This window comes from Halomonas elongata, from assembly GCF_029081005.1.
GTDB lineage: Bacteria > Pseudomonadota > Gammaproteobacteria > Pseudomonadales > Halomonadaceae > Halomonas > Halomonas elongata_B.
Genome location: NZ_JAJQTQ010000023.1, coordinates 20,864 through 33,044 on the forward strand (window position 1 = coordinate 20,864; position 12,181 = coordinate 33,044).

At 65.6% G+C, this 12,181-nt stretch carries 12 protein-coding genes; 10 read left to right on the forward strand and 2 right to left on the reverse strand.

All coding sequences use genetic code 11. The features are described 5' to 3' along the window. Nucleotides 1-138 precede the first annotated feature (138 nt). The 3 genes from LU493_RS15030 to yejK all read left to right on the forward strand — a co-directional run bounded on the left by LU493_RS15030 (nt 139) and on the right by yejK (nt 3,055). Complete coding sequence (locus LU493_RS15030; RefSeq protein ID WP_275288609.1) at nt 139-1,089, forward strand: ABC transporter ATP-binding protein; 951 nt, start codon at nt 139-141, stop codon at nt 1,087-1,089. Beyond that, on the forward strand, nt 1,086-1,847 hold the full coding sequence (locus tag LU493_RS15035) for an ABC transporter permease (protein WP_275288610.1): 762 nt from the start codon (nt 1,086-1,088) through the stop codon (nt 1,845-1,847). The genes LU493_RS15030 and LU493_RS15035 overlap by 4 nt, the downstream gene beginning before the upstream one ends. A 212-nt stretch (nt 1,848-2,059) precedes the next feature. Further along, the gene (gene yejK / locus LU493_RS15040; protein WP_275288611.1) at nt 2,060-3,055 is read left to right on the forward strand and encodes a nucleoid-associated protein YejK; all 996 of its coding nucleotides are present in this window, start codon (nt 2,060-2,062) and stop codon (nt 3,053-3,055) included. A 43-nt stretch (nt 3,056-3,098) separates the two neighbouring features. Here the strand turns inward: yejK and LU493_RS15045 are convergent, their stop codons facing one another. After that, the gene (locus LU493_RS15045) at nt 3,099-3,740 is read right to left on the reverse strand and encodes a LysE family translocator (protein WP_275288612.1); all 642 of its coding nucleotides are present in this window, start codon (nt 3,738-3,740) and stop codon (nt 3,099-3,101) included. A 668-nt stretch (nt 3,741-4,408) separates the two neighbouring features. Here LU493_RS15045 and LU493_RS15050 point away from each other — a divergent pair. The 6 genes from LU493_RS15050 to LU493_RS15075 all read left to right on the forward strand — a co-directional run bounded on the left by LU493_RS15050 (nt 4,409) and on the right by LU493_RS15075 (nt 10,036). Continuing rightward, complete coding sequence (locus tag LU493_RS15050; protein WP_275288613.1) at nt 4,409-5,290, forward strand: NAD(P)-dependent oxidoreductase; 882 nt, start codon at nt 4,409-4,411, stop codon at nt 5,288-5,290. Nucleotides 5,291-5,515: 225 nt separating this feature from the next. Continuing rightward, nucleotides 5,516-6,361 carry an AAA family ATPase gene (locus tag LU493_RS15055; RefSeq protein WP_275288614.1) on the forward strand — a complete coding sequence of 282 codons (846 nt, stop codon included), beginning with the start codon at nt 5,516-5,518 and terminating at the stop codon, nt 6,359-6,361. Nucleotides 6,362-6,367: 6 nt separating this feature from the next. Further along, complete coding sequence (locus LU493_RS15060; RefSeq protein WP_275288615.1) at nt 6,368-7,546, forward strand: vWA domain-containing protein; 1,179 nt, start codon at nt 6,368-6,370, stop codon at nt 7,544-7,546. Nucleotides 7,547-7,712: 166 nt separating this feature from the next. Continuing rightward, entirely contained in the window at nt 7,713-8,354 is a 642-nt protein-coding gene (locus LU493_RS15065) for a hypothetical protein (RefSeq protein WP_275288616.1), read from the forward strand. After that, the gene (locus LU493_RS15070; protein WP_275288617.1) at nt 8,351-9,094 is read left to right on the forward strand and encodes a DUF3307 domain-containing protein; all 744 of its coding nucleotides are present in this window, start codon (nt 8,351-8,353) and stop codon (nt 9,092-9,094) included. Before LU493_RS15065 ends, LU493_RS15070 begins: the two co-directional genes overlap by 4 nt. A gap of 3 nt (nt 9,095-9,097) precedes the next feature. Continuing rightward, nucleotides 9,098-10,036 carry an N-acetylmuramoyl-L-alanine amidase gene (locus LU493_RS15075; protein WP_275288618.1) on the forward strand — a complete coding sequence of 313 codons (939 nt, stop codon included), beginning with the start codon at nt 9,098-9,100 and terminating at the stop codon, nt 10,034-10,036. Here LU493_RS15075 and LU493_RS15080 read toward each other — a convergent pair. Next, entirely contained in the window at nt 10,026-10,601 is a 576-nt protein-coding gene (locus LU493_RS15080) for a helix-turn-helix domain-containing protein (RefSeq protein WP_275288619.1), read from the reverse strand. The genes LU493_RS15075 and LU493_RS15080 overlap by 11 nt on opposite strands. Before the next feature lie 266 nt (nt 10,602-10,867). Between LU493_RS15080 and LU493_RS15085 the strand changes: the two genes are divergently transcribed. Continuing rightward, entirely contained in the window at nt 10,868-12,058 is a 1,191-nt protein-coding gene (locus LU493_RS15085; RefSeq protein ID WP_275288620.1) for a benzoate/H(+) symporter BenE family transporter, read from the forward strand. Nucleotides 12,059-12,181 lie beyond the last annotated feature (123 nt).

Here is a 12,181-nt window from a genome sequence, read left to right on the forward strand (position 1 = left end):
TCACGGACGCGCTTCGCGGCGAGACATGATCGGTCGCCATTCACTTCATGAGGTAATACCGATGCACAGGAATGCCAGCTCATCGCCGAAAGTCTCCTTGGCGCCCATGCATGGCACCAGGGGTGCGGGAGGTGTCCGGTGAGCGACGCCACGGTGATCCACGTCGAGGGCCTGTCGAAGGTCTATGACAGCGGCTTCCAGGCGCTCAAGGGCATCGACCTCGAGATTCGGCGCGGCGAGATCTTCGCCCTGCTCGGCCCCAACGGCGCCGGCAAGACCACCCTGATCAGCGTGATCTGCGGGCTGGTCAATGCCAGTGGCGGCAAGGTTCTGGTGGATGGCCACGACAATGTCCATGACTACCGCGAGGCCCGCTCGCGGATCGGCCTGGTGCCGCAGGAGTTGACCGGCGAGGCCTTCTCCACGGTCTGGGATACGGTGAGCTTCAGCCGCGGCCTGTTCGGCAAGCCGGCCTCGCCCGTTCACATCGAGAAGATCCTGCGCTCACTGAGTCTCTGGGAGAAACGCCGCAGCAAGCTGATCACGCTCTCCGGCGGCATGAAGCGCCGCGTGCTGATCGCCAAGGCGCTGGCCCACGAGCCGCAGATCCTCTTCCTCGACGAGCCCACCGCCGGCGTCGACGTCGAGCTGCGACGCGACATGTGGGAGGTCGTGCGGAGCCTGCGCGAAAATGGCGTGACCATCATTCTCACCACGCATTACATCGAGGAAGCCGAGGAGATGGCCGACCGCATCGGCGTAATCCGTGCCGGCGAACTGGTGCTGGTGGAAGAGAAGCGCGAGCTGATGCGCAAGCTCGGCAGCAAGGCGCTGACGCTTCACCTCAGCGAGCCGCTGACACGCATCCCCGAGGCCCTCGCCGGGCATGATCTGACCCTCGAGGAAGACGGCCACGCTCTGGTCTACACCTACGACGCCGCCCGTCAGGGCGAAGGGGAAGAGGAGCCCGCGGGCATCGCCGAGCTGCTGGCCGATCTGGAAGCGGCCGGCATTCACTTCAAGGATCTCCACACTCGGCAGAGTTCCCTGGAGGAGATCTTCGTCAGCCTGGTTCGGGAGGGTGCATGAACTGGAGATCCGTTAAGACCATCTACGTCGCCGAGATGGCCCGCAGCCTGCGCACCGTCCTGCAGAGCATCGTCTCGCCGGTCATCTCGACGTCGCTCTACTTCGTGGTGTTCGGCGCCGCCATCGGCACCCGCATCAGCGAAGTCGACGGCGTCAGCTACGGCGCCTTCATCGTGCCCGGCCTGATCATGCTGATGCTGCTTACCCAGAGCGTCTCCAATGCCTCCTTCGGCATCTTCTTCCCGCGCTTCACCGGTACCATCTACGAGATCCTCTCGGCACCGATCTCCTATTTCGAGGTAGTGCTCGGCTTCGTCGGCGCGGCGGCCACCAAATCGGTGATCCTGGGGTTGATCGTGCTGGCCACGGCCAGCCTGTTCGTGCCCTTCACCATCGCCCATCCGTTGATGATGCTGCTGTTTCTGGTGCTCACCTCCCTGACCTTCAGCCTGCTGGGCTTCATCATCGGCATCTGGGCCGACGGCTTCGAGAAGCTCCAGCTGGTGCCACTGCTGGTGATCACGCCCCTGACGTTTCTCGGTGGAACCTTCTACTCCATCGACATGCTGCCTCCCGTCTGGCAGGTCGTCACCCTGGCCAATCCGGTGGTGTACCTGGTCAGCGGCTTCCGCTGGAGCTTCTATGGCATGGGGGATGTCAGCATCTGGGCCAGCCTCGGAATGATCGCCTTGTTCCTGGCAGTCTCGCTCGCCGTGGTGAACTGGATCTTTCGCAGCGGCTACCGGCTCAAGCCCTAAGCTTTGTCTGAAAAGTCGACGAGCGATGGTCAGACAAGGCAAAAATCGACGAAAAGACGGAGTTTACGCCGTGTAAATGAGTATTTTGAGTCGATTTCTAACGCTGGATGGGCAAGCGCAGTCAGTTTTCGGACAAAGCGTAGGCGTACCTCCAACGGGGCGGCCGAATGCGATACCATCGCCGCCCCTCATCCGCGAGCCGCGAGGTCCCCATGCCGATCCTGCACAGCATCATCCACCGCATCGACAAGCGAGACGGCGAGAGCCCCGCCCGGGTCGTGCCCGCCTCGGGAGAACTCGAGGCATCCGCCGCCCTCGACGACCTGCTGGCCAGCCTCAACGATGCCTATCATGCCAAGGCCAAGGGGTGGGGACGCTTCGGCGACGACACCGAAGCCAGCCTCCCCGGCGCCCTGGCGCGCTATCTGGAAGGCGAGCTCGCATTCACCGAGCTGACACAACAGCTGGCCAATGCCATCGCGCCCCTGGTCGACGATCACCTGCCGCTGGGCGGCCACCTGCTCGTCGTCGATCATCGCCAGGGCGAGGCACGCTACCTGATCATGGCTCTGCTCCACCATCGCGAGGGCTTCGGTATCGGCGAGCACCTGGAGATTCTGCCCAGCCGTCAGCTCAACCTTTCCCAGATGACCCTCGGTGCGCGGCTCGATATCGGTCAGTGGCGCGACGGCAGCGCCTCTCATCCCTATCTGTCCTATACCCGGGACCGTGGTGGTCGCAAGCTCGCCGATGCCTTCGCCGAGGTGCTGGGCGCCAGCGAGCCACTCGATGCCACCCAGGAAACGCGTACCCTGCTCAAGGCCTTCAGCGATTACGTGGAAAACGAGGACCTGCCGGAGGAAACCAGCCGCGAAAAGACCGACGCCCTGATCGACTACGCCAGCGACCAGGCCAGCCGCGGCGAACCGATGACGCTGGAGGAACTCTCCGAGCTGGTCGACGAGCAGCAGCCGAAGGCCTTTTACGAACACATCCGCAACAGCGACTACGGCCTGGCCCCGGAGATTCCCCCGGACAAGCGGACGCTCAAGGCCTTCAAGCGCTTCACGGGCCGCGCCGCCGGCGTCTCGATCAGCTTCGACTCGCACCTGCTGGGTGCCGCCGTGGAATACGACGAGGAAAACGACCGGCTGATCATCAAGCAGGTGCCCCAGGGGCTGCGCAAGCAATTGAAGCGAGAGGAGTGAACTCGAAGCTCGAAGCTCGAAGCTCGAAGCTCGAAGGCAGAGTCTAGCGTTCGCTAAATGCCAGCTTCACCCCCAGGGTAACGAACAGGCCACCCAGCCCCTTCTCGAGCCAGGTGCCGAGGCGACGATGATCGCTCAGGGCATTCGCCAGCCGGGCGCCGATGAACACGAGCGGCGGCTCGACCAGCGCTGCGACCAGGATGATCAGGCCGCCGTGCAGGGCCAGCTGCAAGGCGGCCGGCCCTGCCCCGGGCACCACGAACTGTGGCAGAAAGGCCAGGAAGAACACCGCCACCTTGGGGTTCAGCACCGACACCAGCATGCCCTGACGGAAAATGGCGCCCGGACGTGGCGTGTTCGGCACGGTGACGTCGGGCGCCCCCTCATCGCCTCCGCGACGCCACAGGATCTGCAGCCCCAGCCACACCAGGTAGGCCGCCCCGACCCATTTCACCAGCGAGAACGCCAGCGCCGAGGTGGCCAGTACCGCCGAGAGCCCCAGCGCCGCCATGGCCACGTGCATCGCGGCACCGCTCCAGACGCCGAACATGGCGGCGACGCCGCCGCGTCGTCCATGCCTGGCGGTCTGTCCGAGGATGAACGCCATATCGGGCCCCGGCGACAGATTCAGCAGCACCGCGGTGGAGAGAAAGGCCATCCAGTGGGCCAGTGAATAGGTCAGCATGATGACGTGGCTCCTTTCCCTGAGAGGGTGTTTACAAAAGTCACGAGCGACGGTCAGACAAGGCGAAATTCGGCGAGAATGCGGAGTTTATCCGTACTAAATGAGCACTTCGAGCCGAATTTCAACGCGGTATGGTCGAGCGCAGTAATTTGTAAACACCCTCTGAGACATCCATGAAGAAAGCATAACAGGGCTCTGTCGTCGCGTCCGACGAAGGACGCCGGAGACGGCCCTCGACCGATACCGGCAATGGCCGCGACATGTCGGGCAGACTGCCCCGGAATGATGCACAGAGACCGGCGACAGTGGCGAATTGGTGCGTCACAACATGAAAACGGCGGCCCAAGGCATGGACCGCCGCATGATCAAGTCTTCAATTTATTGTTTTTGTTTTATTTTTTCTATCCAGGCATGATTTTCGGATAGTAAAAGCGTGAGCTGGCGTGCTCCTCTTGTCCCCTTCGGGGGACATTTTTTTTGTCAGGCCACCGGCGACCCGGCGTACCCGCTATGATCTCGTTGTTTGCGCTCATGAAACGTCATTCGCGCCGAGGCGACAATCCGACCTTGGTGGCACATGCCCGACAGCCGGTGACGACACGATTTGATGGAAAAGGATTCCATGACGCATGCTATGACGCCGACATCGCCATAATGGAGTCTGTCCCATGCCCCACCCTCGCCTCGGTTTCATCGGTATCGGCCTGATGGGCGATCCCATGTCACGGCGCCTGAGCGGCGCCGGCTTCGATGTCACCCTCTGGAACCGTTCGCCCGAGAAGGCGGCCGCCGTGGCTGCCGAAAGCGGCGCACGGCTCGCCGACGATGTCGCCTCCCTGGTCGACCAGGTCGATGTGATCATGCTCTGCCTGGCCAACACCGAGATCGTGCAGGAGCTGGTGTTCGGCCCCGGCGGCCTGGCCGAGCATGGCCACCACGGGCAGCTCGTGATCGACCTTTCCAGCAGCGACCCCGATGCCACCCGGCACATGGCCGATGCGCTGGCCGACCGTCGGGGGATGCGCTGGGTGGACGCCCCGGTCTCCGGTGGCGTGGTCGGCGCCGAGGCCGGCGAGCTCGCCATCATGTGCGGCGGCGACAACGAAGACATCGACGCCGCCCGCCCCCTGCTCGAGCCGCTCGCCGCGCGCATCACGCATATGGGACCGGTGGGCAGCGGCCAGGTGACCAAGGTCTGCAACCAGATGATCGTCGGCTGCCAGGCGGCGGTGATCGCCGAGGCGGTCGCCCTGGCCGAGACCAGCGGCGTCGATGCCTCGCGCCTTACCGAAGCGCTGGCCGGCGGTTTCGCCGACTCCACGCCGCTGCGCATCCTCGCCCCACGCATGGCCGCCAGCGACTTCACGTCTCCCGCCTGGCACCTGCGCACCCTGCTCAAGGACCTCGACATGGCCGTGGCCCAGGGTGGCCGGACCCTCAGCGCCACCCCCATGAGCGGCCTGGCCGCCCAGTTGATGCGAGCCCATGCCGCACAGGGCCATGGCGAGGAGGACCCGGCCACGCTGGTCGAGACCTACCGCCGCCCCTAGGGTCTGTCCGAAAAGTGGCTGCACTCGGTGATACGGTGTTGAATTCGATCTCAAAATGCTCATTTACTCCTTGTAAACTGCGCTTTCTCGACCGATTTCGCCTTGTCTCACCTTCGCTCGCCGACTTTTCGTACAAGACCTGATATCGACACGCGGCGATTGTCGGCGCCAGCAGCCTTACGTACACTCGTTTGAATTTCGACACCCCTTCATTCGAGGCGATTCATGGCGTTCGACAGTAGCTCAACCTATGTGGCCACCGAGACCTTGAAACAGGCGGTCAACGCCGCCGTTACCCTGCAGCGGCCCCTGCTGATCAAGGGCGAACCTGGCACCGGCAAAACGCTGCTGGCCGAAGAGCTGGCGGCGTCGCTGGATACGCGACTGATCACCTGGCACATCAAGTCGACCACCAAGGCCGCCCAGGGGCTCTACGAATACGATGCCGTCAGCCGGCTGAGGGATTCGCAACTGGGCATCGAAGGCGTGGAGAACGTGGCCAACTACCTGCATCCCGGCAAGCTGTGGGAAGCCTTCACCAGCGACCAGCGCGTCGTCCTGCTGATCGACGAGATCGACAAGGCCGATATCGAGTTCCCCAACGATCTGCTCCAGGAACTCGACCGCATGGAATTCCACGTCTATGAGACCGGCGAGACCATTCGCGCCCGTCATCGCCCGGTGGTGGTGATCACCTCCAACAACGAGAAGGAGCTGCCCGATGCCTTCCTGCGTCGCTGCTTCTTCCATTACATCGACTTTCCCGACAAGCAGACGATGCAGTCCATCGTCGATGTGCACTTCCCCGAGATCGCCCCTCGGCTCGTCGGCCAGGCCCTCGAGGTCTTCTTCGAGCTGCGCGAGGCGCCGGGCCTCAAGAAGCGGCCCTCCACCTCCGAACTGGTCGACTGGCTGAAGCTGCTTATGGCCGACGAACTGGCCCAGGAAGCGCTCTATCAGCGCGATCCTGCACGCGCCCTTCCCCCGCTGGCCGGCGCCCTGGTCAAGAACGAGCAGGATACCCAGCTGCTGGAACGGCTGGCCTTCATGATGCGCCGGCAAGGACGCTGATCCGCCATGTTCATCGGCCTGTTCGAGACCCTGCGGCGCTTCGAGGTGCCGGTATCGCTGCGCGAGCTACTCGACCTGCATGCGGCGGTCGAGCAAGGCGTGGTCTTCGCCGACCTTCAGGACTTCTATCATCTCGCCCGCACCGTGCTGATCAAGGACGAGCGCCATTTCGATCGCTTCGATCGGGCGTTTTCCGCCTGGTACGAAGGCATTGAGGACCTGGCGTCGGGCATCGAGGCACTGATTCCCGATGACTGGTTGCGCCGCGAGTTCGAAAAGCAGCTCTCCGACGAGGAGAAAGCGAAGATCGAGTCCCTGGGTGGCCTGGAAGCGCTGATCGACACCTTCAAGAAACGCCTGGAGGAGCAGCAGGAGCGACACGCAGGCGGCAACAAGTGGATCGGCACCGGCGGCACCAGCCCCTTCGGCGCCTACGGCTACAACCCCGAGGGCATCCGCATCGGCCAGGATGGCTCGCGTCATCGCCGAGCGACGAAGGTCTGGGACGAGCGGCACTTTCGCGACTACGACAACGACCGCGAGCTGGGCACGCGCAACATCAAGATGGCCTTGCGCCGACTGCGGCGCTTCGCCCGCCAGGGCGCGGCGGAGGAATTCGACGTCGATGCCACCATCCGCGACACCGCCCGGGACGCCGGCCTGCTCAACGTCCGGATGCGCCCCGAGCGCCGCAACGCCGTGAAGGTCCTGCTGTTGCTCGACGTCGGCGGCTCCATGGACGACCACATTCGTACCTGCGAGACCCTCTTCTCCGCAGCGCGCGCCGAGTTCAAGCACCTCGAGCACTTCTATTTCCACAACTGCCCCTACGAGGGCCTGTGGCGAGACAACGCCCGGCGCCTGCGCGAACGCACGCCCACCCGTGACGTCCTCAACACCTATGGCGCCGACTACCAGGTAGTGGTCGTCGGTGACGCCGCCATGTCGCCCTACGAGATCACCCATCCGGGCGGCAGTGTCGAGCATTTCAACGACGAGGCCGGCGCGGTATGGCTCTCGCGGCTGACCCGCGCCTTTCCCAGGCTCGTCTGGCTCAACCCCATGCCCCGGCGCTTCTGGGAGTTCACCCACTCCACCCAGTTGATCCGCGAAGCCATCGACGACCGCATGTACCCCATGACGCTGGGAGGGCTGGAAGACGCCATGACGGAACTGGCCCGCTGACCCATAGCCCCTGGAAGCTATAAAACCATAATATAGCCCTTAATGGCTATAAAATGGAAAAATAACGTTTTTCGGCTATACTGCGGGCATGACATCAGCCCGGCAAGCTTTCATGCCGGGTCAATCGCGGCACGATGATCGACTTGATCGCCAGGGAAACAGGTTTATGCCCCAACGCATCGCCGTCCTCACGGGCGACATCATCGACTCACGCCGCATCGCCGACAGTCGGCGCCTGCATGACGTGCTCGACGATACCCTCGAGCACCTGGCCTCGCATCACGACGGCCGCTACGAGCGCTTTCGCGGCGACGGTTTCCAGCTTGCCATGCCGACCGCCGAAGCGGCCCTGGACGTCGCCGTGGCACTGCGCGCGGCCCTGGTCATGCACGGCGAGGCGCAACGCTGGGACGCCCGCGTGGCCGTCGCGGTCGGCGCCGATGCCTGGCGGCCCGACACGCCCCTGGCCGCCGCCGACGGGCCGGTCTTCGTGGCCTCGGGCCAGGGCCTCGACGCCCTCGACGACGAGGCCCATCTCGCCCTGGCGCTGGTCGACGCGCCCGAGGATGCCGGCCTCGCCCTGCTGATCCGCTACGTCGACGAGCTGATCGATGGCTGGTCCCGGCACGCCGCCGAGATCGCCCACCTGCGACTCTGGCACGATGAGTCCCAGCAGGCGCTGGCCGAGCGCCTGGGCATCCGCCAGCCCAGCGTCCACAAGCGTCTGCGCACCGCGCGCTGGGCGCTGCTGGCCGATACCCTGGCCTTCTTTCGTTCACGCCTGGCCAAGGAGGGCCCGTCATCATGACTGCCGCGACCGTCGCTACCCTGCTCGGCCTGGTGCTGGTGCATCTGGCCGGCGACTTCCTGCTCCAGCCTCGCCGCTGGGTGGAATCGCGCCAGGATCGCAAGGCACGCTCGGCGGCGCTCTACCTGCATGCCGGCCTGCATGGCGTACTGGTTCTGCTGGTCCTGCTGCTGGCCGGGGCCAGCATCGCCTTCACCCTGGCCGGCGCCCTGCTGGTCACGGTGAGTCACTGGCTGATCGACCTGGGCAAGTCGCACCTGGACCCCGGCAAGCTGCACTGGTTCCTGCTCGACCAGGCCCTTCACCTGCTGGTGCTGCTCGGCCTGTGGCTCGCCTGGGTCGATGGCGCGGCCCCGCTGACGGTGGCGCTGGCGTGGCTCACCCGACCCGAGACCCTGGGCCTGGCCGTGTCCTACCTGCTGGTCACCCGCCCCATGTCGCTGGCCATCGCGCTGGCCCTGCGTCCCTGGAGCCAGGACGTCATCGACCCCGGCACCCTGGTGGCCGCCGGTGCCCGCATCGGCATGCTCGAACGCTTGCTGGTACTGACCCTGGTGCTGCAGGACGAACTCGCCGCCGTGGGCTTTCTGCTCACCGCCAAGTCGGTGCTTCGTTATGGCGACCTGCGCGAGCGCAAGGACCGCAAGCTCACCGAATACGTGCTGCTGGGCACCCTGCTGAGCATCGCCACGACCCTGATCCTCGGGTTGCTGGTGCGCTCGCTGCTGTGGGGCGGCTGACCCATGGGTCTGCAACGCCTCTCCGGCCTCCTGCGGTGTGCCCTGTTGGTACCGACCGTTCTGCTGTCGACCGCTCTGCTGACGGCCTGCAGCGGGTCCGGCACGTCGGATCCCGGCTACCGGCTCGATCACGACTACCCGGCCCGCGCCCATGACAGCCGGGTGCAGCAGCTTATTCTGCACTATACCGACGAGAACGAACCCAACTCGCTGGCCATTCTGACCGGCCCCAGGGTCAGCAGCCACTACCTGCTGCCGGTGCCGTCACCACGCGGCGAGCGTCGTGTCTATCGACTGGTCGACGAGTCGCGCCGAGCCTGGCATGCCGGTGCCAGTCGCTGGCGCGGGCAGAGCGGCCTCAACGCCACCTCCATCGGCATCGAGATCGTCAATGACGGCCCCGAACTCGATGCCGCCACCCTGTCCCGCCGGTTGGCAGACAAGGACGCCGAGCCGCCACGCTGGGCGCCCTATCCCGACGCCCAGGTCGAGACACTGATCGCCCTGCTTCGTGACGTCGTCGAGCGACACGACATCGCGCCCGAGAATATCCTCGGCCATGCCGACATCGCCCCCGAACGCAAGATCGACCCGGGCCCGGCCTTTCCCTGGCAGCGGCTGCACGAGGCGGGTATCGGCGCCTGGCCCGATGCCGACAAGGTGGCGCATTATCGTCGCCGTTTCGCCGAGCGACCGCCCGACCTGGCGACCCTGCAGGCGGCGCTGGCCGAATGGGGTTATGCGCTCGCCCCGAGCGGAAGGCTCGACGAGCGCACCCGCGCCGTGTTGCGCGCCTTCCAGATGCACTTTCGTCCGGCCGATTACCGGGGGCTGCCGGACGTCGAGAGCGCCGCGCGACTCTGGGCGCTGCTGGCGACCTATCGCCCCGTGGCCCTTGAGCGACTGGACACGCCGACACGGATGAACGACGTCAATCCGTGAGAGGGTCGCTGTCGCGCGGATAGTGAATCACGTTGTGAAAGCGGGTCGGTGTCGCGGCGGCATTGCGATAGGCGTGGGGCCGGTCGGCGGCGAAGCGCAACCCTTCGCCCGGCGCCAGCCGCTGCCAGTCGTCGTCCAGGCGCATATCGAGCTCGCCTTCGATCACCACCAGGTGTTCCACCACCCCCGGCGCATGGGGGGCCGACTCGCTGACCGCCCCCCGCGCCAGGGTGATCACGAACAGCTCGAAGCTCAGTAACGGATCGAAGGGAAACAGCGGCTCCACCTGCATGCCGGCGGCGTCTTCCCCCCAGGCCGCCTCGGCGCCATGACGCACCCTTTCCGAGGCCGCCGCGCCACCGACCAGCAGGCTGGAAAAGGACACCCGAAACCCGCTGGCGAGCTTCCACAGCGTGGCCACCGTGGGGCTGGATTCACCGCGCTCGATCTGTCCCAGCATGGCCTTGCTGACGCCGGTCTCCCGCGCGGTACGATCCAGGCTCCAGCCCTGCTGCTGACGCAGCAACCGCAGCGTCGCCGCAATATGTCGGCCAATATCGTCCATTCGGTTCCACCCCTCACACGTCTCGGCCCGCAACTCGAAGCTCGAAGCTCGAAGCTCGAAGCTCGAAGCTCGAAGCTCGAAGCTCGAAGCTCGAAGCTCGTAGCTCGTAGCTCGTAGCTCGTAGCTCGTAGCTCGTAGCTCGTAGCTCGTAGCTCGTAGCTCGTAGCTCGTAGCTCGGATTGTACGCGATAACGCACGATGCTATCTTGCCGAACTCGTCCAGGACGTGCGCTATAACGCACATCCATCCATGAGAGCCTCGAACCATGCCCAGCCCTCACTCGACAAGCCGGCTTGCACCGCTCGGCGACATCACGCTTTCCACCCTGACGGCGGGGTTCATCGCCGTGCTGATCGGCTATACCAGCTCGGCGGTGATCATCTTCCAGGCCGCCGAGGCGGCCGGGGCCAGCCAGGCGCAGATCGGCTCCTGGATGTGGGCACTGGGGATCGGCTCGGGGCTGACCACCATCGTCTTCTCGTGGCGCTACCGCATGCCGCTGCTCACCGCCTGGTCGACGCCCGGCGCGGCCCTGCTGGCCACCAGCCTGCCCGGCGTGGCCATGAGCGACGCCATCGGCGCCTTCCTGTTCTCGGCACTGTTGATCACCCTGTGCGGCGTGACCGGCCTGTTCGAGCGCCTGATGCATCGCCTGCCCCGCGCCCTGGCCTCGGCACTGCTGGCCGGCGTGCTGTTGCGCTTCGGGCTCGACCTGTTCATGGCCATGGAGCACGACCTGATTCTGCCTCTGGCAATGTGTCTCGCCTATCTCGCGGGCAAGCGCTTCTGGCCGCGCTACGCCATCCCGATGGTGCTGGCCGTCGGCATCGCCATGGCACTGTTCGAGGGCTCGCTGCATCTGGGCGAGGTCACGCCCGCCCTGGCCAGCCCGGACTTCATCATGCCGAGCTTTTCGCTCTCCGCGATAATCGGCGTGGGCGTGCCGCTGTTCGTGGTCACTATGGCCTCCCAGAACCTGCCCGGCATCGCCGCCATCCGCGCCGCCGGCTATGCCCCGCCGATCTCGCCGTTGATCGGCGGCACCGGTGTCACCACCCTGGCACTGGCCCCGTTCGGCGGCTTCGCGCTCAACCTGGCGGCGATCAGCGCGGCGGTCTGCCAGGGGCCCGAGGCCCACGCCGATCCCGCGCGCCGTTATACTGCCGGGATCGCCGCCGGCGGCTTCTATCTGTTGCTCGGCCTGTTCGGCGCCACCGTCACCTCGCTGTTCGCCGCCTTCCCGGCCGAACTGGTGATGGCCGTGGCCGGACTCGCCCTGCTGCCGACTCTCGGCGGGGGCCTGGCCGACGCCCTGGGGGACCCCGAGCATCGCGATGCCGCCCTGGTCACCTTCCTCATCACCGCCTCGGGCATCGCGCTGGCCGGCATCGGCGCCGCCTTCTGGGGCCTGGTGGGCGGCCTCGTCACCCTCTGGGTACTGCGCCGCCGAGCCTGACGAATGTCGCCGACTCGGCAAGAGACGTCGTCGCGGCGATGGGCAGCCCGGCGCCGGCCTGATAGGGTCATGACAGAACTGCAGCGCTGACGCGCCGTCCGAGCGATCCCCGACATCGTCGAC